Consider the following 25,102-nt stretch of genomic DNA (forward strand, 5'->3'; position numbering starts at 1 on the left):
TCCGTTGACCCTTGGGCTGTGTTCTCTGATTTTCCCTAACGACCGGGCCATCGGGCCCAATGGCGCTGTTTCCCCATTGGGCATGACATCAATGTGTGTGCCATCCCAGAGATCAAAGTTTGCGCAGTTTGGCGGCGTTATCTACGTACTTTGCTAGTTGCTGGTCGGCAATGTCTGTGCAAATGCATATAAAACATACAGTTGCGTTGGATACATTTGCGACAACGCCTTCCCTTTTGACAACCAAAGTTGGTGCCGGAAAGATGATGCTGCTACGAGCGGGGGCGGGGATTCCGATCGCATACGGTTATGCCTGAGCCTGCGGGGGCGAGATTCGGCGAAGGCCGTCTGTCCGAGCACTCACCGCTCAAGTTGCGCTCCCCTGTAGATCAAGAAGAAAGCTATCGATAGCCTCGCCACATGTGATCTGACAACCAGTGCGACTTTTCCGTAGCGGTGAGCTATTGCATCGCATCAACACCCTGCCTGCAATCGAGAAGCGGCTGGATTGCGTTGATTATCGGCGCATGTATGTCAGATTTGCCACAGGATGGGTTCTGGCTATGACTTCAGATAGTTTGCGAAACGGTGGCCGCAGTGACATCGATAACGGAACATGAACTCCTTGGGATTGAAAGTTGATCGGTCACTTGGGGTTGCGCGTACTGATATGACCGGCAACTGACCTTTATTCCAAGACTCGGGCGGCCCTGCATACGAGCGCATAGCGTCGTATCTGATCTCCGACTTGCCGACCCCGGACATCCCGACCACAAAGATGATCTGGCCACGCATCCGCGTATCGAGTGCACGCAACACGGCCTGACGCCCCTTATCAAACGCCGGATGCCTGATGATGGTCCTCATTCGGAGTCCTCCGTAGCAAAGGGCTCTATCAACTTCACATTGGACGACCATCTCTCTAGTCGCTTCAAAGGAGTCGAGACGGCGCTCCGACTTTCAATGTCGTCCATCAGGTGCTCCACACTCCCGGCAGCAGCATTTGCCTCTGCCGCCCGAATTGAGCGCTCTTTCCGATTTGCATCTCGGATTCTTGCGTTATCAACGCGGACGTCTCTATCGAAAAGTGCTTCGGACAGTTTTGTTTCTGGCGATCACTGACCCCGACTTCAGTTGGGTCGCCCATAGGGCGGAGGTGGAAGATCCTGATAATTCTCATATGAGGATGGAACAAAGAATGGGAAGTTCATTTGCGTTGGGCTTACGCAAGAAGAACACGGAGCACCATATGCGTACATGTGTAGAGCGTACTGCGGTCGCTCGCGGATTGAAGGCAATTTTCGTTGAGGAAGCAGCCTCACTTACCTACACCCATCGGTCAAAACACCCCGTCGATCACATGATTAACTATATGTGCTTGGCTGAGGAAATCGGGGTGACTCTCGTCATGTTCGGCGTACCTAAGGTCGCGTCGCTATGGGAGGGTAACGCGGAGATTCTTCGCCGATCCAGGTTTGTCTTCATCGATCGCTATCGTCATGACGAGCAGGATGATAGGGGCAATTTCGAAAGGCTTTCGATGTCCATTGCCAAGGCTCACCGTTTCAGTCGACCAACCCTCATTCGAGACACTCTCGATTTGGCGTACGCGTCCAGCGCCGGTGTTTTCGGAGAGTTGGACGCGTACTATCGGCGAGCCGATGACCTTCGATCGCTTGAAGAATGCCCGGCAATTTGTAAGCGGCATCTCGAACAGGCTGTGAGTAGTCAGGCTACGTTGGCAACCCTTCACGCGGAGGCGTCGCTCTTTGACTTCCTGAGGACCCCCGCTGATGCCACGACCATTCGAAATATTCTTCAGTGATGGCACATAAGCGAACCTCACCGAAGATAAGCGTGCTCCTGCCTCATTGGACCGTATTGCCACCGCTCCCTATCCGTGGAGTAGGAACCTCCATGGTTGAATCGCTGGCCTATTACTATGATCGCCTCGTCTGGACTACGGGGTTGGCAGATGAAGAGATTGCTCTATTGATTCGCCCCGAGCGTGCCAAATCGCGAAATAGGCAATTTGATTTGCGCACTATCGACCCAGTGTTTAAGGATATCGTCGCATTGGAGGCATTGACAGGGCAGAGAAATCTGAGGCACGGGACTCTGTGGGCACTCTCCGGCGTCATTTCAAAATGTTCAAGTCAATATAGGCGAGGAACGCGGCGTTGGTGTCCAATGTGTTATCTGCATTGGAACGATGAGAGTTACGAGCCTTTGCTGTGGAGTGTTGATCTTATTAGCTGCTGCCCAGTTCATGAGTGCCGCCTTGAATTTGAGTGCACGATCTGCGGTTCATTCCAGACGAGGGTGAGCGATCTAAAGCGGCGAAGAATATGCTCATCATGCGGAGAATCCTTGGGATGGAAGTCTGCTCCTGCGCGATTGCCAACCCTTCTGTTGTGGGTTGATAAGCAGATTCAAGAGTTGGTCGAATTTTGCGCAACCCCTCGGGAGCATCCATTGTCACGGAGCACATACGAGCGTTTTGTTGAGGGGCTTCAAAAGAATGTACGTGGTCGTGGCGGTGTTCAAGGGGCCATTCGACTGTGCCTCCGCGACATTCACAGGAGAGCCTTTCTGAGGTCTGGCCGTTTGACGATTCGATCCTTAGTTAACTTGTGTGCCCTGCGAGGTATATCAGTAAGTCAGTTTTTGAATGCACCAAGTGAGTCATCAAGTCCGGCACTATTCGATCATTGGTGTGCGCTTTCCTATCCTCCGCTTCCATCGGCATGTCGTGCCAAGCGAATCTATGTGGCGACCAGACTAGTCGCTTCTATGCTTGACACTAGACCTTTATATGTACCGCCGTTGTCGCTTCTTTTGCGGCCTCTCAACGTTCGGGTGGCTATGGTTCGTGACGCGGATCCAAAGATTTGCGAAAGATATGAAGAGCTATATGCGTGTCAGGGAGACATTGAACGTCTCGAGTCTTTGAGACGTTCCTACATGTTCGTGAGACACCTAATCATCAAGCATGGCGTTCGATGGGAGGCGAGGTCTTTCTTGGACTCGATTGTTGATGCTGAAGTGAAGCGATCTGACGCGGTTAAGCTTTTGGATGGTGCTTTCGCAGCGATGAATGCTTACGACGCTTCGAATATTCAGGGCTATGAAAGAGATTTGCGAATCTGGGACGCCGTGGAATGGGTCATCGGCAAATGGGCTGATCGGGGCCAAGCACGATAGTCGAATGCCAGATTGACCGGGGGGATCCGCTAGACTGATTGAGACCTAATGTATGAGCAACGACCATCCAATTGACTTTAAGCTTGATCACGAACTCTTGACGTCCATTCGTGAGTTGCTCGAGCCAGGGGAGACTCTCGCCGGGTTTATTGAGGTTTCCTTGAGAAAGGCAGTTATTTTTCGGAAGATTCGCCGCGATTTCATAGCTCGGGGCATGGCGTCAGGTAATAAGGCTAGGGCGACTGGCCGCTATGTGACGGCGGATGAGGTCTTGAAATGTCTCGAGGAAATGCTGAAGTGAAATTTTGAAGAGTCGGTGATCAGGTGTTTTCTTGCCCATCCGGTGGTGCACATCGGGAGTCTTAGCTTGCCTGCGCTTCGGTTAAACGGGTTACCCGCCTGCTGAATTCGCGACCCAAGGTAGATGTCACCAGCATCAGGTTCACTACCCACGTAGTGTTCAGGCCAAACTGGAGATTGTTCGTGCAAGTTGGCGGCTAGGAAACGTCCGCTTCCGACCCAACGCGGACCTTTCGCAATGCAAGTAGTTTTACTTATCCAGCCGGCGTAGTTCTACGGTCGTCAATCGACACGACTAGCGTAAAACTGTCGTCTGTGCCCTCTCCGAACTAAGGAACTTGCCGCGACGGCGCTCAGCTATCGATGGTCGTTCGCCCCAGCCCAACCCGTGGCATGCGCAGAGCGCATTTCGGTCAACGCTGACTTCAGAGCAATTTTCAGGCGAAGAAGTGATGCAATCTCCGGCAATCAAAAAGAGTAATGCAGCGATGTCCAATCTGTGGCGTCAGTTTCTGATCATGGCCCGCACCTCCGCAACCTGCCTGATTTTCGCTGTGGCGTGCTACATGGTCCCTGTTTCGCAGAACGCTTCAGCTCAGGCGTCAAGCGCTCATCCAGTGTCTTCCTCCGAGGCAGAATCCATCGCACGTGAGGCCTACGTCTATACCTATCCAATGGTCCAGAACTACTTGACCATCTATCAATTCTCGCTCGATCCCCACGGTAGCCAGTACAAGGGGCCGATGAACCAGATTCACAACGTGGCGCGCGTCTTTACACCGGCAGACACAGCGATCGTCACGGCAAACTCCGATACGCCGTACTCATATCTCATTATGGATCTTCGAGCCGAGCCGCTGGTGGTGACGCTGCCGAAGGTCGCGAAGAACAGGTACTACTCGCTGCAACTGGTCGATTTATATACGCATAACGTCGACTACTTAGGTACACGCAAGGATGGCAATGACGGCGGCAAATTTCTCATCGCCGGACCCGGCTGGAACGGCCCGCTGCCGGCGGGGATCAAGCGAGTAGTGCACAGCCCCACGCAATTGATGTTCGCGCAATTTCGAACGCAGCTGTTCAACGCGGGAGACCTGCCCCAAGTAAAGGACATTCAGAGTGGATATGGCGTACAACCTCTGAGTGTCTACTTGGGCCGCGCGGCGCCACCCACCCCCCCAAGTATCGACTACCCGGCTATCACGCTGGAAAGTGCGAAAACCGACTTTTGGAGGTACGCCAACTTTCTCCTCCAGTTCGCCCCGCCTTTGGCCGGCGAAGATCACGTGCGGGCAAGATTCGCGCGAATTGGCGTCACTGCTGGCGCGCCGTGGCCGCCCGCCGGCCTCTCTGACCAGGTAAGGAAAGCGATCGGAGTCGGGGAGCAAGCCGCCTCCAAGGATTTGGAAGCTTCGACGCTCACGCTCAAGACATCCGTTGGGTTGTTCGGTACACCAGAAAAGATGCGCGGAAAATACAAAGAGCGGGCGCTAGGCGCGATGGGCGGCATCTACGGGAACGATGCGGAAGAGACGGTCTATCCAGTCTACCTGACAGATGCGGCCGGCAAGATGCTCGACACGGGCAAGTTCAACTACGCGATCACCTTTAAACCAGGCCAGCTTCCACCAGTCGATGCGTTTTGGTCGGTCACTATGTATGACGGCAAGACCCGTTTGATGGTCGAAAACCCAATCCATCGCTACTTGATCAATGCCGCGATGCTCGACTCCCTTAAGAGAGATGCAGACGGTGGCATTACCCTCTACTTCCAAAATGCCTCTCCAGGCCCGGCGCTCGAGTCCAATTGGCTGCCTGCGCCTGACGGACCAATGGGTCTGGTGATGCGCTTGTACTTGCCCAGGCCGCAGGTGATCAGTGGGCAGTGGACGCCTCCGCCGCTACGAGAGCTGGGGGAAGTAAAGAAGTGAGCTGACGAACTCCCATTCAAATTGGCCCGCTGCTCAAACCCAGGATACCATCATGCGCCATCACGCCATTGGTTACGCGCTTGTCGCTTCGCTTCTGAGTTTCGCGAGTGTCCACGCGGCCGTACCGCAGGGAGGGACGGTTCCCGTAACAGTCGACAATTTTCCGCGCGCCGAATCGGACACGTACCTTTTCGTCGTGAATAAGCGCGCCGGCGGCATCGGTGTGTTCAATCATGAGCGGCAACCCGCCGCCATCGACAAACAGGACGTCGTTCGCCTCAATCGTGACACGCTCTATTCCTCGGCTGTATTTGATCTGGATGCCGGCCCTGTCACGATCACGCTGCCCGATGCAGGCAAGCGTTTCATGTCAATGCAGATCATCAATGAGGACCACTACGTACCAGGGGTGTTTTATGGCGCTGGGAGCTACACGCTGGACAAATCGAAGGCAGGTACGCGCTACATCGTGGCTGCCGTGCGGACCCTGGCAGACCCTAGCGACCTGAGGGACTTGGATGCCGCGCATGCCTTGCAAGACGCCATCAAGGTTCAGCAAGCCAATCGGGGCAGCTTCGAAGTTCCGCACTGGGATCCGGCGAGCCAGAAGAAGGTACGTGATGCGCTGCTGGTACTCGGCTCCACCATTCCCAGTTTCAAAAACGCCTTTGGCCAGAAGGGCGAAGTTGACCCGATACAGCATCTCATCGGAACAGCGGCAGCATGGGGCGGCAATCCTGATAAGGACGCCATCTACCTGAACGTGACACCTGCCAAAAACGACGGCAAGACCATTTACCACCTCGTGGCAAAAGACGTGCCGGTCGATGCATTTTGGTCGATCAGCGTCTACAACGCCAAGGGCTACTTTGAGAAGAACGCGCTGAACGCCTATGCGCTCAATAACATCACGGCGAAAAAAAGCGCTGATGGCTCCGTTGCCATCCAGTTCGGCGGTTGCGACGGCAAGATACCTAACTGTCTACCCATCGTACCCGGCTGGAACTATATGGTTCGTCTCTACCGCCCCCGTGCGGAGATTATTGACGGATCGTGGAAGTTCCCTGAGGCGCACGAATAGGTGGTTAACGCGTTCGCCAACGGCGAAAGGCGGCATGAATACGTGCTAATCCTGGGGAACCTATGGCTCAGAGAGCATTCCTTCGAGCGGTCGCCTTGGCGTCTGTCCTGATCTTCGCATTTTTGCCGTCAGTCACTCTTGCGTACGACTCGTCACCGGCAAACGCGAATGGGTGGGACTTTCAATTTACACCCTATTTGTGGGGCGCAAGCCAGACAGGTAGCGTGCAGGTCAGAAATTTCCGCAGCGTCAATGTGGATGCTCACTTCTCGGATATCCTGAAGGACCTGAAGTTCGGCATCATGGGCACTTTTGAAGCCCATACGGGCAAGTGGTCCATCCTTGCAGATGCCTTTTATGTGAATGTGGGGAAGACATCCGATCCATTGCTGGGTGGCCGTCTGGGAACCGCACATTCGGGTGGCGAAACCGCCATTCTTCAGTTGGCCAGCGGCTACCGTATCAAGGATGACTCCACCTTCGTGGTCGACGCGGTACTCGGAGTGCGATACACGAATCTGTTGAGCCGGCTTGATTTATCTCAGAGTGCGTTGCTGCCCAACGGTGCTCGCTTCAATTCCCGCTACAGCTGGACTGACGGATTCGCCGGGGTTCGGGCGCTTTATCGTCTGGACCCTGCATGGACGCTAACGGGCTATGCCGACGTAGGTGCGGGCGGAACAAAGCTCTCCTGGCAAGCGCTTCTCGGTGCGAAGTACAACATGTCGAAATCATCCGACCTGATGTTTGGGTATCGCGTGCTTTCGCAGGATTACGGCGAAGCTGCTTTCCACTACAACATCCGCACCGGGGGCCCTTACTTCGGCGTGAATTTCCGTTTCTGAATGAATGGGTATGGAGAGCAAGATCGGCCATCGAGGCCTTTCCAAGGTGCGAAAAGGAATGGGCGCCAAGCCCGACATTCAGCGAGAAACGAAATGGTGTTCCGACTGATCGTTCGCCGGTATGAATAGCGCTGAGGTCCGATTCCGACCCATTATAGGTATTCCGCTACTCGCTTAAGGGGCTTCAATGCGCTACTGGTTCTGGGCTGTCCTGGCCTTGTTGCTGGCCACCGGTCCCGCTTTCGCACAGCCGTCCAAGGCGAGGATGACCGGGGTCTATAGCGATCTTCGCTACAACCGAGAAGGTGGTGATCTGCTGGGCATGGAGCTGCTGGTGGTCCCCAGTGCGTCTGGTTACACAGCCTTCGTGCAAATCGCCGAGGGTGGCGCGCCATATACGGCAGTGGTCCCAGTTGTTGTCGAAGGATCGCGAATCTCGTTCACGCTACCGCCCGGTGGGGCGTTTGGCGGTATGCGGTTTGATGGCGAGCTGAAAGGGGCCTCGCTGGTCATCAGTTCGCCGGCGGGAACCAAGGAGACCCTGATGCGAGGCAAAAGCTACTGGCAGTGATAGCGTTCGTGAATGTCCGCAACCCAGAGCGGACCTTACGCGGGCCGTCGCGTCGCTTGGTTCGGTATCAAGGCAGTCCTTTCCCCAAAAGAATCCGAAGCTTGCCCTTCAGTGCACATGTAGCCGGGCCCCAGTCGGCTGCGCCCGCTGACACCAATGTTTGTACCTCCCCTTTGACACCAATGTTTGTACAACTGGTACATACATTGGTGTCATGCCCACCATGCCTTGTGGCAGGGGTATGACTTCAGGCCCAGGTCACTACTGTTAACTTCGCACTATGGTGTAGTCGAGGCTATGTAGCAGTGCGGGTGGGCTATGGAAGACAACGTCGGCCATCTGAAGAAATTCCAGAAGGAGCTCTCCGCGGGCACCGTGTCGCTGGTGCTGCTGGCGGTGCTGGGCCAGTCGCGGCAGGCGATGTACGGCTATCAGATCGCCAAGCGTCTGGAAGAGGTGGGCGAGGGCGTGCTCGCTGGAAAGCAGAGCGCGCTGTATCCCGTGCTGCGCAATCTCGAGGGGGCGGGGCTGCTGGTGAGTGAGGTGGAGCCTTCGGTCAGTGGGCCGCCTCGCCGCTACTACCGCATAACGAAACAAGGGCGAGACGTGTTGCGGGACTGGGTGGATGCCTGGAATGCCACGCGTGACTCCGTCGATGCCGTATTGCAAGGAGGGGTGACATGAATGCGCCACGTACGATCGCCGAGTACCTGAAGCAATTGAGGGCCGCGTTGCGCGGTGCCGATCCTGCGTTGATCCAGGACGCGCTGTATGACGCCGAGGAGCATCTGCGCGCGGAATTGGCGGAGAACCCGCAGCGCAGCGAAGCGGAGATGTTGGCGCACGTGGTGGGCACGTACGGCGCGCCTGAAGAAGTCGCCGATATTTACCGCGATCAGGAAATCAAGATCCAGCGTGCGTTGCGCCCGCCGCCGATGCCCAAGCGCCGTTCGGTGTTGGGACGCTTCTTCGGCGTCGCTGCCGATTCGCGCGCATGGGGCGCCATGTTCTACATGCTGCTGGCGCTGGCTACCGGTATTTTCTATTTCGTGTGGGCGGTAACGGGCACGGTTGTATCACTGAGCTTTTCGTTGACGATCATCGGCATTCCGCTGGTGGTGTTGTTTCTCGGCACGGTGCGCGCGCTTTCGTTGTTGGAAGGGCGCATCGTGGAAACGATGTTGGGGGTACGCATGCCGCGGCGTCCGCCTTATCCGTCGCCGGCAGGTACTTCGTTCCTGCAGCGCATCGGTGCCATGTTCACCGATGGGCACACGTGGACGACCTTGCTCTACATGGTGCTGATGCTGCCGCTGGGCATTTGCTATTTCGTGGTTACAGTAACGCTGATGAGCGTGTCGCTTGCCTTTGTCGCAGCGCCCGTGTTGAAAACACTGAGCGTGACAGGCGTGCTTGGCCTGGATTGTGGCTCCCCGTACTGGCTCTGCAGCGAAGGTTACTGGTGGGCAGCTGTGCTGCTTTGCTTGCTCGGTATTCTGCTGCTGTTCGCCACGCTTCACGTCGTACGCGGTATGGGTACGCTGCATGGCGCCATCGCCAAGAACCTGCTCGTGCGCCAGACAGAGCGCGGGAACTGAGTCGTGCAGACGCACGCGCTCTGCCGATTGGCCGGGGATTGGTTGGGTAACGAATTGATTGCCACGACGCGATGGGGGCAGGGTGGCCCGGCGGTGGGACGCATCCAGGCCAAGCTGGCCCTGGGTGGCCGTGTCCTGGTGCAGGATTACCGTGAAGAGCGCGATGGCGAGGTGTCGCTGCAGGCGCATGCCGTGTTTGTGGCTGAGCCGGAACACAACCAGTACAGCCTGCACTGGTTCGACAGTGTTGGCTTTGTGCCCGGCACGCCGGCACCCGGGGTGTGGGACGGTGAGCGTCTGACTTTCGTACGCAGCTCGCCGCGTGGACAGACGCGACATGTCTATACGTTTGAAGGCGATGACGTGTTTACGTTGAAGCTGGAGAGTTCGTTTGACGGTGGTGTGAGTTGGGAGCCCGTTTTGAGCGGTATGTATCGCCGTTTGGATTGACTCTTGGAAAGCGTCGCGCGCAAGCGCGCTCCTACAAAGATGCGTTGTTGTAGGAGCGCGCTTGCGCGCGACCGTTAGTTACACCAGTTGCAGATCCTTCGGCTTGGCGCCCGGAAACACAGCCTGCAATTGGCTGCCCGAGAGGCCCCACATGCGCCCCAGCAACCCACCCAGCACGTCCCGGTAATTGTTGAGCACGGGGTAGTCGCGATTCTGGAATAGGCTCTGCGCGTTCACGGCCATCTGCTGGCCGGCCACGCGGCCACCATTCACCTTTCCGCCGAGCACCCAGTACACCGTGCCGTGCCCGTGGTCCGTGCCCTTGTTGCCGTTCTCGCGGAAAGTACGGCCGAACTCGGAAACCACCACGACCACGGTGTTATTCCACTCGTCGCCCAGTGCATCCGCATAGGCGGCCAGACCCTTGCCGAGATTGGTGAGGTTGTTGGCGAGCTGGCCGCTGGTGCTGCCCTGGTTAACGTGCGTGTCCCAGCCACCCACATCCACGAAGCCTAGCCGGTACTGGTCGCGCATCATCGTGGCGATGCGCTGCGTTTCTTCGGCAAAGTTCTTGGCGTTGGGTGCGCCGCGGTTGGCCTTCATCATCTCGTCTTGCAGCTCTTTGGAAACGGACTGCCGCAGCTCCAGACCGTCGGCTGCCGCAGAGGCCAGCGTCGTGTCCCGATACATGCCAGCCAAGATGCCGGACTGTCGTTCGTCGAACGTGGGCTTGGGGTTGCCGCGCAGGGAGATGTTAGGGATGTCGTGCTGGCCGCCCTGGAAGCTGAGCGGCAACGCATCGGTAAAGGCGATGGATGGCACACCGGTCATCTGCCCTGAAAGACGCGCCATGAAACCGGAGCGGAAATCGCTGCGCGCATTGCTTGGCTGGCCCGATTCGACGTTGTCCTGCGTTTCGAAGTGGCTGCGCGACAAATCGTCAGTACCGGCGAACGGCACAAACGCCACCTGACGTTTCTGCCACAACGGATAAATGGAATCGCGCAACACCGGATTAAGGCCCCATTCGCTGTCGAGGCCAAGGGCGCTGTTGGTGTTGTACGGATCGGGTCGGGCGATGGAAAGCGTGGGGCGTGACTCGTAATAGAAATCACTGCTGTGCGGCACCAGCAGGTTGTTGCAGTCGTAGCCGCCGCGCAGGAATACCAACAGAAAGCGCGGGGCGTTGGCGGGTGCAGCAAACAATTTTCCGGAAAAGGAGAGGGCAGGTGCGGCGACAACGGCGGTAGCAGCGGCAAGCAGGAATTCGCGGCGGTTCATGGCAGTCTGCCTCAGCGGTAATTGAAGTCGGGTGAGGAGAGCAGGAAGGTGTTCCATTCCTGCTGCGAGGTAGCTTTGGTCAATGCGTCCCGCGTCGGCGTGCTTAGCTTGGTGTCGTAAGTGTCGTAATAGAGCCGGGTGGTGAGCATCGGAAAGTCACCGCCAGTTTTCGGCTGCCCTTCCGGTGTCAGCAGGCGGTTGTTGCCGGTGCCGATGGCGCCAGCGATCTCAAAGCGTTTGGCCATCTGACCGGAGCTCGACCATCCCGTGCTGTCCAGCGGCCAACCGTCCGGTGTGAGGCGACCGAACACCGGTTCACCCAGCTGGTTGAGCCAGTTGAGCAGCGGCTTGGCGTTGGCAATGGGCTTGCCGTCATAGGCCATGCGCACCGATGAAACCACGAACTGCATAGGGTCTTTGAACTTCTTACCGTAGCTGGCGGCCAGCTCTTTCGAGTCGAACATGGTGCGTAGCACTTCGGCGATGTCGCCGTCGGTACGTTCGAAGGTGTGCGCCATCCTGGCCACCAGCTCCGGAGGCGGGTTGTCGGACACGAAGAACTCGGCGAGCTTCTTCGAGACGAATTGGGCGCAAGCAGGCTGCCTGGTGATCAGGTCAACGGCTTGAGCGATCTCGTCGAAGCCGCTGCCTTTGATCTTGTGGCCGAGCAACACCTTGTCACTGAAATCATGGCGCTTGGGGTTGAACTCGAACATGCCATTGCGCACTACCATTTCGGCTACGCGTGGGCGCATGGGGCCGGGTTCGCGCAGCGGTGCCACGCCAGCACCGGTGAGAATGAGTGCAAGTTGCTGCACGTCCTGCTGCGTGTAACCGGAGCCGACACCCAGTGTGTGCAGCTCCATCAGCTCGCGCGCATAGTTCTCGTTGACGTGGCCCTTGGCGTTTTGTGCGTTGTCGAGAAACTCCATCATCGCTGGACTTTCCAGCGTCGCCATCACCAGATCGCGGAACTTGCCCAGCGCATGAGGGCGAATGGTGTTCTGCACATAATCGGCGGCCACCCAGCGCACGCGGCCCTTAGCTCCGTACACGCTGAAATGATTGAGCCAGAACCACACCATCTGTTCCTTGAGCTGGTTAGGCCCATAGATGGCGTGCAGCATTTCGATTTCCTGTGCCTGCTGCAGCAGATCGTTGGCATGCTGTTGCTGCGCCTTCTTGGCGGCTTCCTTGGCGTCGCCATCCGGCATGGCTTTGATGTTCGCCTGCTGATCACGCAGGTTGGTCAGCAGTTGCTCGGTGGAAACGCTGCCAGCCTCATAGGAATTGATCAGCGCGTTGATCGGTGCCGGCAGCTCATCGCTGATGCGTCCATCCAACTGCCGGTCGAGCAGGCGCGAACGGCCAAGGTCGCGGTAGGTAGCGACGGTAGATGTGTCGAGTTCAAAGCTGTCCCGACGCAGCCAGTCCACGTCTTCCTGTGACAGCACGCGAGCATCGCGCGCCATGGTGCTGCCGGAGCTTAGTGTGAGCAGTACGGCGAAAGCGGTCAGCCAGGGGCGGATTTGAAGTTTCCGGGTGTCGCGCATGCGTCAGGGTTCCAGGCGGCAAGGTTGAACGACGGCGTTGGCTCGGCAGTGTCAACGCGGCACTTGGCGCCCGGATTACCGGGTTTGGGGCGGGTGGAGAAAATTTGTTCGGGGCGGATTCATGCGGCGGGCGCTTCCTTACGCTGGGCCTTCGGAAGGCAGGAGTGTCTTCTAAAAGGAGTAGGGGGGCGAGTTGCCTTGGACCAACCTAGTCGCAAGATTGGCGCCCTCTCCCCAACCCTCTCCCACGAGGGGAGAGGGAGCAAGAGCGGAGAGCCAAGAGCCAAGAGCCAAGAGCCAAGAGCCAAGAGCCAAGAGCCAAGAGCCAAGAGCCAAGAGCGCCACCGCGATGCTTTAAGCCCTCTGCGCGATGGCGCGTTGCGGTGTAGCCGTGCCGTTTGTCGGGCGATCGTGACGATCCGAGATTCGTTCGCGTCAAGGCTTGTATTAATCACGACGCTACGACGACCCCGCTCTTGAGGCCATTTTCTTTGGGTTACTTTTCTTTGACCCCGGGCATCCTGCCCTCCGCCCTTCGGGCCGGCTTTGCCGTTCGCACGCGCTCCTGCGCGTGCGTGGGCCAGCAAAAGAAAAGTGACTCGAGCGCCGGCAGGCGACATTGCCACCTTCGCGGTGGTCGAAACGCCCGCCGCGTCCCACAGGGACTAGCTTCGCGTCGTAGGCGGCACGCTGGCCTTATCGCCACATTCAGAGCCGAGAGCAAAGTCACTGGATCCCCGCTTTCGCGGGGATGACGATGAGGGGGCATGCGACGGTGAGAGGGGTATACGACGGTGAGAGGGGTGCGCGTTCTCGCCGACACACACTCTTCACCCCCAGCCCTCTTCCCGCAAGGGAGGGGGGACAACAAGCTAAAACTCATCCACAAACTCCACCACCGCCCCCAACAACGACGCCTCCACCTCCGTCACCGCCCGCACCGCCGCCGCATGCAAAGCATCCTTCGCCTGCACTTCGATCAGGAACAGCTCGCCCCCATTGTCATCCACCAGATCGGTAGAGCTGGAATCGTCGCGCAGGTAGCTCGTCTCGTCATCGAGCTCTTCAACGTGTTCGATGCCATCGATGCCATGCAGGATGGTCACCATCGTGTCTGCGCTGTCACGGCTTCCTGTCATGCGAATGCGGATCGTGGGCATGAGAGCGGCTCCCAGGTTCCAGCGCCCCTATGCTGGAACAAAGCACGTTCAAAGCAGGTGATAGCAACCTGTGGGATACCATAGTGCTTTGCAGGAGAGCCCCGTGCCCAAGATTTACGACCGCGCCTATTTCGACAAGTGGTACCGCCACCCGGATCACTCCGTCGCCTCTCCGGCGGAGCTGAAGCGCAAGGTGGCCATGGTGGTGGCGCAGGCCGAGTACTACCTGGGGCGCCCGGTGCGCAGCGTGCTGGACGTGGGGTGCGGTGAAGCGGTCTGGCGGGCGCCGTTGCGCTCACTGCGGCCCGGTATTCACTATCAGGGACTGGAGGCCAGTGAATATGCCGTGGCCCGTTACGGTCGCAGCCGGAATATCGGTTTGGCACGATTCGGGCAGCTGGAGCATCTGCGGTTCGATCATCGCTTCGATGTGATCGTTTGCACCGATGTGCTGCATTACCTCAAGCCCGCAGAGATTCGCGCCGGTCTGGTTGGCATCGGCGACATGCTCGAGGGCGTCGCATTTCTCGAGGTATTCACCAGCAAGGATGGTGTGGATGGCGATATGGATGGATTCCATTCGCGTGCGCCGTCCTGGTATCTGAAGGCGTTCAACGATGCTGGGCTGATGCCGTGCGGCTCCCATTGCTACCTTGGCCCAAGATTGGAGCGACGGGTGGCAGCGTTGGAGCGGGCGCAAAGCGCGTGATGCTTTTTTGTAGGAGCGCACTTGTGCGCGACCGCAACGCTTCGTGTAACGATATCGCTCGGCGGTCGCGCACAAGTGCGCTCCTACAGATAGAGAAAGGCAGTGGCTGTCAGAATTCCAGGTGCGCGCGCAGGCCAACGAAGCGCGCGGGGCCGCGGTCGCGGTTGTAGCCCGGGTTGTGGATCAACTGAAGATCCGGACTCAGCGTGAGGTGCGTGATGGGCGTGAAGCTGTAGTACGCCTCGAGAATTTGCTCGCGTCCGTAATTGAGAGCGCCATCGCCGAGCACGAAACCATTGCCACCCAGCGCCAGATAATCGCGATGGTCGCGTGACAGGCCGTTGATGTTCACCGCCATGGCGAAATGATCGGTGGGGCGGCCCCAATGCACACCCGACAGTTGAAAGCCGGCGCTCAGCGTGCGATCGACTTCGGTAAATACGAAAGACTCCGTGCGGCCGTCATTCCAGCCCGCGCGCATAAACAATCCCGTCTCGCCGTTGTCGGCAAGAGGAAGTTCGCCATTGATGCCGAAGCCATATTTATGCCGGCCCGGCTGGTCATCTGCGCGGATGTCTGGAGGCTGGCCCGTGGCAAGTGCGATGGCGGCGGCATCGCGATAGATTCCCATGCGCGCCTTGTTGCGGAACGCCAGAAAGCGCAGCGCCCAAGCGTCTGGCGAGGGCTGCACGGTCAGCTCGATTTGCTGGCCTTGCGAGTCGCTGAAGGAGCTGACCAGTCGCTGGCCGTTCGCTTCATAGGGCATGCGATAGATGCCGTAGCGCAGGCTCCAGCCCGCGTCGATCCACGCCATCATCAGGCCTTCGGTGTAGCCACGCGTATCGGCGGCGAAATCCCAGGCGGTGTTATTGAACAGCGACCAGTTCATGAACTGCGTGCGCGTGCTGCCGGCGTAGCGGTTCTTGTCGAAGTCATCGTTCACGGCCATCTTGCCGAGCTTCACTTCGAAGCGGCGCGCGGCTTCTTCGCTGGGCAGTTGATCCTGGGCGCGTTCTACCGGTGCGGGATCGCCGCCGAGCGGTAAGGTCCAGCGCAGGTAGGCTCGCGCGAGATACGGCGTCTTGCCCAGCGATACCGTGCCGGAGCGGATCACGTCGCCATTGGTGAGGCCGCCCAGGCCAGTGGCCCCGGACACGCCTTCGCCCTTGAACATCTCCACATCGGTATAGAGCTGCAGGTGCGCGGGTAACGCCACGCCGAAGTAGAGGCCAAAGGTATGCGAACGTGCGGTATCGCCGTTGGGGTGCAAGCTGTTGTCACCCGCATAGGGTGAATGTAGCGAATCCTGGTGCTGATCGACAAAGGTGTACTGTGCGCCCAACCATTGCGGCACAAACAGATTGGCCTCTTCGGCATGCAGAACGCAGGAAGCAGACAACAGGCAAGTCACAGCGGTAGCGAAGCGATATCGCATGAAAGGCTAGGCCAGCAGGGAGTCAGGTTGTGTGCACAGCCGGGGAACGGCGGGCACGCGAGCGCTGCTCCAATGTAAAAAGGCCACCTTGCGGTGGCCTGTTATGACCATTCCGCCAATGGGCGGCAAACTCACTCTTTGGCGATGACGCGGGCGTTCTCGCCGCTACCTTCGAGGTAAACCTTTTCGCCGTTGTGGAGTGCGGAGGAGGGTTGGGTGACAGAGACCAGCACGCCGTTCTTCAGACGAACGATAATCTGCTGGCCCGGCACCGGCTTGTCGTAGTGCTTCTGCACTTCGTTGCCGGCCACGGCGCCGCCGACGGTGCTCAGCACCATGGCGACATCGCGGCCCGTACCTGCGCCGATCAGGCTGCCCACGCCCAGGCCGACGGCGCCACCGACGACGGCACCTACGCCGGTGTGATGATTGCTCTGGATCTGCACATCGGTGATTTGCTCGATGACGCCAGCGCGGATTTCAGTGCTTCCAGCCGTGGTTCCGCTGGGCGATGTGGCGCAAGCGCTGAGTATGGCGGTAACGGCAAAAGTGGCGAATAGGCCCTGAAAGCGGTGTCCGGTCATGATCGCTCCTGTTCATTGGTGGGGTAACTGCGGCCCACGTCGGGCGAGGGTGGTGAAGAACCGCTCGATCGTCGTGGAGCTGTCACTCAATATCGTAGAGATCACCCAAGGAACGTGAAGTCGCCGACAGGGGGCCTTGTTTGCAGCTTTCCTGTGTGTCGGCATGCGAGTGATGGCCTTACGGACAGGCTCTCCAGGCAGAATGCCAGGCACAAAAAAAAGCCAGGCCGATACGGCCTGGCTTTTTTGGGGAGACCCTAACGATCAGCCCACGCCGCGCGAGGCTTTCTTGCGATCGTTTTCCGTCAGGTGCTTCTTGCGCATGCGGATTTCCTTCGGGGTGACTTCGACCAGCTCGTCGTCGTCGATGAAGTCCAGCGCCTGCTCCAGCGAGAACTTGGTCGCCGGGGTCAGCTGGATCGCGTCGTCCTTGCCCGAGGCGCGCATGTTGGTCAGCGGCTTGGGCTTGATGGCGTTGACGGTCAGGTCGTTGTCCTTCGCGTGGATGCCGATCAGCTGGCCTTCGTACACCGAGTCACCTTCGGCAGCGAACAGCTTGCCGCGATCCTGCAGCGGGCCAAGCGAGTAGGCCGGGGTGGTGCCGCCGGCGTTGGCGATCATCACGCCGTTGAGGCGCTTGGCGATGGCCACCGGCGTGTACGGACCGTAGTGGTCGAACACGTGGAACAGCAGGCCCGAACCCTGGGTAAGGGTCTTGAACTGGTTCTGGAAGCCGATCAGGCCACGGGCCGGGATCAGGTACTCAAGGCGCACGCGGCCCTTGCCGTCCGACACCATGTTTTTCAGGTCACCCTTGCGGATGCCGAGGCGCTCCATGACGCCGCCCTGGTGCTGTTCTTCGATGTCGACCACCAGCTGCTCGATCGGCTCCATCTTCTGGCCGTCGATGTCCTTGATGATCACTTCCGGGCGCGACACGGCCAGCTCGTAGCCTTCGCGGCGCATGTTTTCGATCAGCACCGAGAGGTGCAGTTCGCCACGGCCCGAAACCAGGAACTTGTCGGCGTCGGAACCGTCTTCCACGCGCAGTGCCACGTTGTGCACCTTCTCGCGGTCCAGGCGCTCACGCAGCTGGCGGCTGGTGAGGAACTTGCCGCCCGACAGATCCTTGTTGCCGACGAACGGCGAGTTGTTGACCTGGAAGGTCATGCTGATCATCGGCTCGTCGACGCTCAGCGCCGGCAGCGCTTCCGGCACGTCGACCGAGGTGACAGTGTCGGAAATGGTCAGCTCGGGGATGCCCGAGATGGCGACGATGTCGCCGGCTTCGGCGCTGTCCTGCTCGATGCGCTCGAGGCCAAGGAAGCCGAGCACCTGGCCGACCTTGCCCTGGCGCTTCTTGCCATGGCGATCGATGACGGCGACCGGCATGCCCTTCTTCAGGGTGCCGCGCTGGATGCGGCCGATGCCGATGACGCCGACGAAGTTGTTGTGGTCCAGCTGGCTGATGCGCATCTGGAAGGCGCCTTCCGGATCGACGTCCGGCTTGGGTGCGTGCTGCATGATCGCTTCGTACAGCGGGGTCATGTCGCCTTCGCGGGCGTTCTCGTCCAGCGAGGCGTAACCGTTCAGCGCCGACGCGTAGACGATCGGGAATTCCATCTGCTCATCGGTGGCGCCGAGCTTTTCGAACAGATCCCACACCTGCTCGACCACCCACTCCGGACGGGCGCCCGGACGGTCGACCTTGTTGACCACGACGATGGGCTTAAAGCCCATGGCGAACGCCTTCTGGGTCACAAAGCGCGTCTGCGGCATCGGGCCGTCCATCGCGTCGACCAGGATCAGCACGGTGTCCACCATCGACAGCACGCGCTCCACCTCGCCACCGAAGTCGGCGTGGCCTGGGGTGTCGACGATGTTGATGCGGTTCTTGGTGTCGGTCTTCTTGTCGGTCCAGGTGATGGCCGTGTTCTTGGCCAGGATCGTGATGCCACGCTCCTTTTCCTGGTCGTTGCTGTCCATCACGCGCTCGGCGAGCACGGTGCGCTCGTTGAGGGTGCCGGACTGCTTGAGCAGCTGGTCGACGAGCGTGGTCTTGCCATGGTCGACGTGGGCGACGATGGCGATATTGCGCAGATTTTCGATGGACATGGGGTCGGCTCGGGCGGCACGGGGGCCGTCGCGTGAGGTTTCTGAAGGGATAACCCGCGAATTATACGGGGTTATGTGACAGCTTGCTTGAAAAGTCTTAACAATCTCGTTCAGGCCCGAGAGTGGGCAAACGGTCGGCCGTCACCTTTGAGACACCCTGGCTGTGTTCCACTCTCGCGTTCCGGCGGGCTTGTCTCAGCGGCCTGCCAAGGTGGGGGCGTGAAAATTGGCCTTAGCCGATGGATGCTGCTTGCACCGCTGCTGGCGTCGTGCGTGGCTGCGCCTGTGCCCACGAACAAGGAGTCCGGCATGCAAGCCCCTGACTTTGTGCGCGGTGAAATACAGGTCACCGAGCACCGGGAAGGTGACGATTTATTGAGCGCCGGCCTGGGGTTGGCGGGGTTGACGGGCAACCCGATGCCGTTCGCCCAGCCGCAGCATCCGACCCCGGCTGAATTGCGTCGCCGCGCCATCCAGACGAGCTGGAAGGCTATTGCGGACCTGGGGCCGTTGGGCGGCTATGGCCGGGTTTATGGCGCGGTGCCCCCGGTGCCGGGGCGGGAGTACCAGGCCTTCGCGTGGATTCCGGGTGCCCATTCGCCGCATCGCGTGCTGCTGCAGGTGCCTGACCACTTTGATCGTTCGCGCCGTTGCCTGGTGGTCGCGGCGTCGTCCGGATCGCGAGGCATCTACGGCGCCATCGCGCTGGCGGGGGCATGGGGGCTGCCGCGTGGTTGTGCGGTGGCTTATACCGACAAGGGTACGGGCGCGGGCTATTTCGACCTGGCGGACGACAGCGGCGTGGCGCTGAATGGCACCCGTGCCAGGCGCGGCACGACTCTCTTGGAGTTTGAACCGGCAGAGGACGCGGAACGCACCGGTATCGCCGTCAAGCATGCGCACTCTGGCGACAACCCCGAGGCCGACTGGGGGCGTCACGTGCTGCAGGCTGCCCACTTTGGCCTGGCCATGCTCGATCGCGCATTTCCTGATCAGGCGCCTTTCACTGCGCAAAACACGCGCATCATCGCCACCGGGATCTCCAACGGCGGCGGCGCGGTATTGCAGGCCGCTGGCCTGGACGACGGCTACTTGCTTTCCGGTGTCGTGGCGCTGGAGCCGAATGTGCATGTGCCTGATCAGGGCAGGGCCTTGTTTGACTATGCGACGGAAGCATCCATCTGGCTGCCGTGTGCGTTGGCCGGAACCCGCTTCGACGCCTCACCGCTGGCGCGCACAGCGAAGGCAGAAGTACCGCCGGCATGGGCGCAACGTTGCCATCAGCTGCATCAGCGTGGACTGGTCAGTGGCACACGCGTGAATGCGCAGGCATCGCAGGCGTATGAGCATCTGCGCGCCAGTGGCTGGACCGATGAAACGATAATCACGGCGGCATCCACGACAGCCTTTGATCTGTGGCGTGCCATCACTGCGGCTTATGCGAGCGCGTACATGCGCCGCGGCCCGCACGATATGCCGTGCGGATTCCATTACGCGGGAATAGGTGCGCATGGCGGGCCCGGTGTGGCGGACGCCGTGACTCGCGCGAGCTGGTGGGCGGATGCCTCGGGCATCCCTCCGGGCAATGGCGTGGGTTTGTTCGGCGGCACGGATCATTCGGCGGACCCCACCTTGCCGGGAGCCTTGTGTTTGCGCGCTCTATGGGAGGACACCGATGCCAGTACTCAACCACTACGTGACGGTGTCGCGGCAACCACGGTGAAACTGCCACGCGGCAGCTTGCCGGTTTGGGTAGTGCACGGCGCGTCCGATGGCTTGCTGCCACCGGCCTTCACGTCCGACCCTTATGTCGCGTGGGTCCATGCCAAGGGCGGGCACCTGCTGTATTGGAAGGTGCCCCATGCCCAGCACTTCGATGCCTTTCTGGCGCTGCCGGGCTTCGGCGACCAGCATGTGCCCTTGCTTCCTTACGGCTATGCCGCGTTGGACCGGCTGTGGGCACATATCTATGAAGGCGCGCCCTGGCCGGCGGTGGTACCGACTCCCGCACCGCAACCGCGTGGCGCCGGGGCGATGACCAGGCAAACGCTGGACTTGCCGGCTGCGTGGACCCAAGGACCAGGGTGAGCCCGTTCTTGATGGGTGATGGGAGAGCAACCGCCTGCCGTTGACGCCAGCTGGAGTATGCTTGCCGGCCCGCAGGGCGCCTGTGGCCGCGCGCTGCTTTTGAAAACAAGGATTTCCGATGACCATCAACGTCACCTTCAACACCAACCGTGGTCCGATCCACCTGCGTCTGCACGACGACAAGACCCCGGTAACCGTGGCCAGCTTCGTCAATCTGGCTCGCCGCGGTTATTACGATGGCTTGTCGTTCCATCGCGTGATCGCCGACTTCATGGTTCAGGGCGGTTGTCCGGAAGGTAGCGGCCGTGGTGGTCCGGGCTATCGTTTCGAGGACGAGTTCAATCCGTCGCTGCGCCACGACAAGCCGGGCGTGCTGTCGATGGCCAATGCTGGTCCGCGCACCAATGGCAGCCAGTTCTTCATCACTCACGGCGCCACGCCGTGGCTGGACGGCAAGCACAGCGTGTTTGGCGAAGTGATCGGTGCGGAAGATCAGGCCGTGGTCGATGCCATTCGTCAGGGCGACGTGATCGAAAAGGTCATCGTGGAAGGCGACGTCGATGCGTTGCTGGCTGCCCAGGCTGAGCGCGTGAAGGAATGGAACGCGGTGCTCGATCAGCGCGGCTAAGCGCAAACGTGAAGTGGATGTGTAAGAGGCCGCCGATTCTTTTGAATCGGCGGTTTTTTTGTGCGCGGTTGTCATGGCAGCAGAGACATCCGCGGCCTAGAATCCATGAGCTCCACACGACACACGATGTGCGCCATCCCATTCCCTAGGAGATGTAGTCATGTCATTTCTCAATGATTTGCTCGGTGCGGTTCAGGGCAATCAGGCCGGCGGTTCCTCGCTGGTTTCGGTGGCAGGTCAGTTGATTGAAAAAGCCGGCGGCGTGCAGGGCCTCGTGGCCATGCTGCAGCAGCACGGGTTGGGCGACGCCGCGCAATCCTGGGTTGGCACCGGTGCCAATCAGGCGGTTTCAGGTGAGCAGTTGGGCCAGGCGTTGCAGAACGGCGGCCTTGGCTCGCTGGTGCAGGAAGCGGCAGGCAAGCTGGGCGTCGATCAGAACCAGTTGCTGGGTCAGCTTTCGCAGGTGCTGCCGCACGCGGTGGATCACCTGACGCCCGATGGCCAGGTGCCTGCGCAAGGGCAGGGCGGGCTGGATCTGGGTTCGCTTGCCTCACTGGCGGGCAAGCTGTTCGGCGGCGATAAAACCGCCTGAAGAGAGATCAGTAGCCCCGACGGTGCGCGACGCACCGTCGGGGATGCCTGCGTCCTTAGGTGACGTTACGCCGAAACAGCGCGTGATAGATCACCAGCAGAATCACGGCGCCGACGATCGATCCCAGGAAATGCACGAGACCGGTTTCCGGCCACCACCCCAACTTTTCGCCGACGTAGGTGGAAATAAACGAACCGGCAATACCGAGAATAGCGGTGATGATCCACCCCATCGCTTCTTTGCCCGGGGTTACCGCCTTGGCAATGATACCTACGACCAGACCGACAATGATCACCCATAGCCAGTGCATATTCGTATGTCCTTGGTGAGTGTTCGTAAGGTTTCCTGAGTGGTTCTGCCGAGCCCTCTCCGATGGGCCCGTTGCCCCGTAGCCGCCCCCTCCCGAGCGAATGCCCCGAGGCCGGCCCATCATGCTCCCGTCGCCGGTCGTGCGCACGTGACGGGTTCTTGAACGGCCTCGACTATGGAATAAGGCGGATGACGCGCCGCCGCATGCTAAAATTTCCGGGTTTACTGTCTTCGTAAGTCCCCAAACACGAGGAAGTCATGCCCCAGCTTGCCCAGCGTGTCGGTCGTGCCAAGCCCAGCGCGATCATGGTCATCGCCGAAAAGGCCAAGCAGCTCAAGGCTGCCGGTCGAGACATCATCAGCTTCTCCATTGGTGTTCCCAACTTCCTGCCCGGCGAGCACGTCTATGCCGCCGCACGCGAGGCACTCCAGCACGACACCGGTCAGTACGGCAGCAATCGCGGCGCGGATGCGTTGCTCGATGCCTTCCTGGCACACATCGAAAAGCTGGGCTTCACGGGTTACGGCCGCACCCATCTTTCCATCGGCATCGGCGCCAAACAGGTGCTGTACAACCTGGGCGAGGCACTGCTGAACGAAGGCGACGAAATCGCTTTTGCCGCACCGTTCTGGACCACGTATCGCGACATCGCCGACATCCTTGGCGCCAAGGCGAACATCCTTCATTGCGGCCCCGAGCAGAACTACAAGCTCACGCCCGCGCAGCTCGATGCCGCGCTGGCACGCAAGCCGAAAGTGTTCCTGTTCAACAACCCGTCAAATCCGACGGGCATGGTGTACACGCGTGATGAAATCGCGGCGCTGGCCGAGGTGCTGGCGAAGTATCCGGATACCTGGATCATCACCGACGACATCTACAACTCGATGGTGTTCGACGGCATCGGCTATCACAACTTCGTGCACGTGAAGCCGGAGCTGAAGGATCGCCTGATCTTCGTCGATTCCGTATCCAAGACCTACGGCATGCCGGGTTGGCGCGTTGGCCTCATTGCTGGCCCGGAGAACGTGGCCAAGGCCATCACCACGCTCAATTCCAACCACATTACCAGCCTGCCGGAAGTGATCACGGCGGCCGCTGTTGCCGCGTTCGGTGGCCCGCAGGACGTGCCGCAAGCCAAGTGCAAAGAGTTTGCCGGCAAGCGTGACATCGTGGTCAACGCACTGCGTGCGATCCCTGGCGTGGTGTGCCCGACTCCGCAGGGTGCGTTCTACGCATTCCCTGATGTCTCTGTCGCGTTCGGCAAGAGCTACAAGGGCGTGAAGATCAATGACGACATTGAACTGTGCGCCGTGTTGCTGGAGGCGGTAGGCGTGGCCTGCGTGCCAGGCTCCGCCTTCGGTGAACCGCGCGCCATGCGCATTTCCTATACCTGCCCGACTGCACAATTGCAGCCCGGGCTGGAACGCATCCAGGCGTTCTTTGCGGAACTGACCTGAGCATTCATGACCTCGTGCCTTACGGATATGCCGCCTCTTGCTCGTCATCCCCGCGAAAGCGGGGATCCAGCGCCTTTCGCCTGTAGATGCCCGAAAGTCACTGGATTCCCGCTTTCGCGGGAATGACGGTGTTTTGATGTTGCCCGCTGGCATGCATTTCGTTTTCCACGACTAGCAAAGTTGAAGGAGTTTCTCCGATGAAAGCCCCCGTTCGTGTTGCCGTTACCGGCGCTGCCGGCCAGATTGGTTACGCCCTGCTGTTCCGCATTGCCGCGGGCGACATGCTGGGTCCGGATCAGCCCGTGATTCTGCACCTGCTGGAAATCACTCCGGCGCTGCCCTCGCTGCAGGGCGTGGTGATGGAGCTCAACGACTGTGCGTTCCCGACGCTGGCCGGTGTCGTGGCCACCGACGACCTGAACGTCGCTTTCAAGGATGTGGACTACGCGCTGCTGGTCGGTGCACGTCCGCGCGGCCCTGGCATGGAGCGCAAGGATCTGCTCGAAGCCAACGGCGCCATCTTCGGCCCACAGGGCAAGGCCCTGAACGATCACGCCAAGCGTGACGTGCGCGTGCTGGTGGTCGGCAACCCGGCCAACACCAATGCGCTGATTGCTCAGCAGAACGCCCCGGACCTGGACCCGAAGTGCTTCACCGCCATGGTGCGCCTGGACCACAACCGCGCGCTGTCGCAGCTGGCCGAGAAGACCGGCAAGCACAACACCGACATCAAGAAGATGACGATCTGGGGCAACCACAGCTCCACCCAGTACCCGGATCTGCACCACGCCACCGTGGGCGGCAAGGCTGCGCTGTCGCTGGTCGATCAGGCCTGGTACGAGAGCGATTTCATCCCGACCGTGCAGCAGCGCGGTGCCGCCATCATCAAGGCTCGCGGTGCTTCGTCGGCTGCTTCGGCAGCTTCCGCTGCTGTCGACCACATGCGCACCTGGGCGCTGGGCACCGCGGAAGGTGACTGGGCGTCGATGGGTATTCCGTCTGACGGTTCGTACGGCATCGAGCCGGGCGTGATCTATGGCTACCCGGTGACCGTCAAGGATGGCAAGTACGCCATCGTGCAGGGCCTGGAAATCAATGATTTCTCGCGCGCCCGCATGGACGCCACCAACAAGGAACTGCGCGAAGAGCGCGCTGGCGTCGAGCACCTGTTCGCCAAGAAGTAAGCGAACAGCGATCGTTGCAGGGA

The 25,102-nt window shown here is 59.8% G+C and carries 23 protein-coding genes; 16 read left to right on the forward strand and 7 right to left on the reverse strand.

Translation table 11 applies throughout. The features are described from left to right. Window positions 1–1,249 precede the first annotated feature (1,249 nt). From AC0GUR_RS02480 to AC0GUR_RS02525, 10 genes are all read left to right on the forward strand, one after another. Window positions 1,250–1,825, forward strand: a complete 576-nt coding sequence (locus tag AC0GUR_RS02480) for a hypothetical protein (RefSeq protein ID WP_472875883.1) — start codon at window positions 1,250–1,252, stop codon at window positions 1,823–1,825. Between the two features lie 92 nt (window positions 1,826–1,917). Then, entirely contained in the window at window positions 1,918–3,204 is a 1,287-nt protein-coding gene (locus tag AC0GUR_RS02485) for a TniQ family protein (RefSeq protein ID WP_472875884.1), read from the forward strand. 52 nt (window positions 3,205–3,256) lie between these two features. Further along, a complete protein-coding gene (locus AC0GUR_RS02490; RefSeq protein WP_472875885.1) occupies window positions 3,257–3,505 on the forward strand; it encodes a YlcI/YnfO family protein in 249 nt (82 codons plus the stop codon). Between the two features lie 487 nt (window positions 3,506–3,992). Then, window positions 3,993–5,438 (forward strand): DUF1254 domain-containing protein, encoded by a 1,446-nt coding sequence (locus AC0GUR_RS02495; protein WP_472875886.1) that lies wholly within the window; start codon window positions 3,993–3,995, stop codon window positions 5,436–5,438. A gap of 52 nt (window positions 5,439–5,490) precedes the next feature. Next, window positions 5,491–6,519 carry a DUF1254 domain-containing protein gene (locus AC0GUR_RS02500; protein ID WP_472875887.1) on the forward strand — a complete coding sequence of 343 codons (1,029 nt, stop codon included), beginning with the start codon at window positions 5,491–5,493 and terminating at the stop codon, window positions 6,517–6,519. A gap of 95 nt (window positions 6,520–6,614) precedes the next feature. Beyond that, entirely contained in the window at window positions 6,615–7,364 is a 750-nt protein-coding gene (locus tag AC0GUR_RS02505; RefSeq protein WP_472875888.1) for a hypothetical protein, read from the forward strand. A 187-nt stretch (window positions 7,365–7,551) separates the two neighbouring features. After that, complete coding sequence (locus tag AC0GUR_RS02510) at window positions 7,552–7,935, forward strand: hypothetical protein (protein ID WP_472875889.1); 384 nt, start codon at window positions 7,552–7,554, stop codon at window positions 7,933–7,935. Window positions 7,936–8,253: 318 nt separating this feature from the next. Next, window positions 8,254–8,619, forward strand: a complete 366-nt coding sequence (locus tag AC0GUR_RS02515) for a PadR family transcriptional regulator (protein WP_472875890.1) — start codon at window positions 8,254–8,256, stop codon at window positions 8,617–8,619. Beyond that, entirely contained in the window at window positions 8,616–9,533 is a 918-nt protein-coding gene (locus AC0GUR_RS02520) for a sensor domain-containing protein (RefSeq protein WP_472875891.1), read from the forward strand. The genes AC0GUR_RS02515 and AC0GUR_RS02520 overlap by 4 nt, the downstream gene beginning before the upstream one ends. Before the next feature lie 3 nt (window positions 9,534–9,536). Beyond that, window positions 9,537–9,983: a DUF1579 family protein gene (locus AC0GUR_RS02525; RefSeq protein WP_472875892.1), complete on the forward strand. Its 447-nt coding sequence runs from the start codon at window positions 9,537–9,539 to the stop codon at window positions 9,981–9,983. A 78-nt stretch (window positions 9,984–10,061) separates the two neighbouring features. Here the strand turns inward: AC0GUR_RS02525 and AC0GUR_RS02530 are convergent, their stop codons facing one another. The 3 genes from AC0GUR_RS02530 to AC0GUR_RS02540 all read right to left on the reverse strand — a co-directional run bounded on the left by AC0GUR_RS02530 (window position 10,062) and on the right by AC0GUR_RS02540 (window position 13,977). Beyond that, window positions 10,062–11,264 carry a DUF1501 domain-containing protein gene (locus AC0GUR_RS02530; RefSeq protein WP_472875893.1) on the reverse strand — a complete coding sequence of 401 codons (1,203 nt, stop codon included), beginning with the start codon at window positions 11,262–11,264 and terminating at the stop codon, window positions 10,062–10,064. 11 nt (window positions 11,265–11,275) lie between these two features. Then, window positions 11,276–12,817: a DUF1800 domain-containing protein gene (locus tag AC0GUR_RS02535; protein ID WP_472875894.1), complete on the reverse strand. Its 1,542-nt coding sequence runs from the start codon at window positions 12,815–12,817 to the stop codon at window positions 11,276–11,278. Between the two features lie 872 nt (window positions 12,818–13,689). Next, on the reverse strand, window positions 13,690–13,977 hold the full coding sequence (locus tag AC0GUR_RS02540) for a hypothetical protein (RefSeq protein WP_472875895.1): 288 nt from the start codon (window positions 13,975–13,977) through the stop codon (window positions 13,690–13,692). 103 nt (window positions 13,978–14,080) lie between these two features. Here AC0GUR_RS02540 and AC0GUR_RS02545 point away from each other — a divergent pair, with 103 nt between their 5' ends. Further along, entirely contained in the window at window positions 14,081–14,686 is a 606-nt protein-coding gene (locus AC0GUR_RS02545; protein WP_472875896.1) for a class I SAM-dependent DNA methyltransferase, read from the forward strand. A gap of 109 nt (window positions 14,687–14,795) precedes the next feature. Here AC0GUR_RS02545 and AC0GUR_RS02550 read toward each other — a convergent pair whose 3' ends face one another. From AC0GUR_RS02550 to typA, 3 genes are all read right to left on the reverse strand, one after another. Further along, complete coding sequence (locus AC0GUR_RS02550) at window positions 14,796–16,121, reverse strand: carbohydrate porin (RefSeq protein ID WP_472875897.1); 1,326 nt, start codon at window positions 16,119–16,121, stop codon at window positions 14,796–14,798. Window positions 16,122–16,252: 131 nt separating this feature from the next. After that, window positions 16,253–16,705, reverse strand: a complete 453-nt coding sequence (locus AC0GUR_RS02555) for a glycine zipper 2TM domain-containing protein (RefSeq protein WP_472875898.1) — start codon at window positions 16,703–16,705, stop codon at window positions 16,253–16,255. Between the two features lie 264 nt (window positions 16,706–16,969). Then, window positions 16,970–18,820: a translational GTPase TypA gene (gene typA, locus AC0GUR_RS02560; RefSeq protein ID WP_472875899.1), complete on the reverse strand. Its 1,851-nt coding sequence runs from the start codon at window positions 18,818–18,820 to the stop codon at window positions 16,970–16,972. Window positions 18,821–19,129: 309 nt separating this feature from the next. Here typA and AC0GUR_RS02565 point away from each other — a divergent pair, with 309 nt between their 5' ends. The 3 genes from AC0GUR_RS02565 (at window position 19,130) to AC0GUR_RS02575 (ending at window position 22,128) form a co-directional block, all read left to right on the forward strand. Next, on the forward strand, window positions 19,130–20,908 hold the full coding sequence (locus tag AC0GUR_RS02565; RefSeq protein WP_472875900.1) for a 3-hydroxybutyrate oligomer hydrolase family protein: 1,779 nt from the start codon (window positions 19,130–19,132) through the stop codon (window positions 20,906–20,908). Window positions 20,909–21,026: 118 nt separating this feature from the next. Further along, the gene (locus AC0GUR_RS02570; protein WP_472875901.1) at window positions 21,027–21,536 is read left to right on the forward strand and encodes a peptidylprolyl isomerase; all 510 of its coding nucleotides are present in this window, start codon (window positions 21,027–21,029) and stop codon (window positions 21,534–21,536) included. Between the two features lie 160 nt (window positions 21,537–21,696). Further along, window positions 21,697–22,128: a YidB family protein gene (locus AC0GUR_RS02575; protein WP_472875902.1), complete on the forward strand. Its 432-nt coding sequence runs from the start codon at window positions 21,697–21,699 to the stop codon at window positions 22,126–22,128. Window positions 22,129–22,183: 55 nt separating this feature from the next. Here AC0GUR_RS02575 and AC0GUR_RS02580 read toward each other — a convergent pair whose 3' ends face one another. Next, window positions 22,184–22,438 carry a GlsB/YeaQ/YmgE family stress response membrane protein gene (locus AC0GUR_RS02580; protein ID WP_472875903.1) on the reverse strand — a complete coding sequence of 85 codons (255 nt, stop codon included), beginning with the start codon at window positions 22,436–22,438 and terminating at the stop codon, window positions 22,184–22,186. Between the two features lie 257 nt (window positions 22,439–22,695). On the opposite strand from AC0GUR_RS02580, the gene AC0GUR_RS02585 reads away from it, so the two are divergent. Together AC0GUR_RS02585 and AC0GUR_RS02590 are read left to right on the forward strand one after the other, a co-directional pair. Continuing rightward, on the forward strand, window positions 22,696–23,895 hold the full coding sequence (locus AC0GUR_RS02585; RefSeq protein ID WP_472875904.1) for a pyridoxal phosphate-dependent aminotransferase: 1,200 nt from the start codon (window positions 22,696–22,698) through the stop codon (window positions 23,893–23,895). 197 nt (window positions 23,896–24,092) lie between these two features. Beyond that, a complete protein-coding gene (locus AC0GUR_RS02590) occupies window positions 24,093–25,079 on the forward strand; it encodes a malate dehydrogenase (RefSeq protein ID WP_472875905.1) in 987 nt (328 codons plus the stop codon). Window positions 25,080–25,102: the final 23 nt, after the last annotated feature.

This window comes from Dyella sp. PARNA 12/25 (assembly GCF_055702865.1).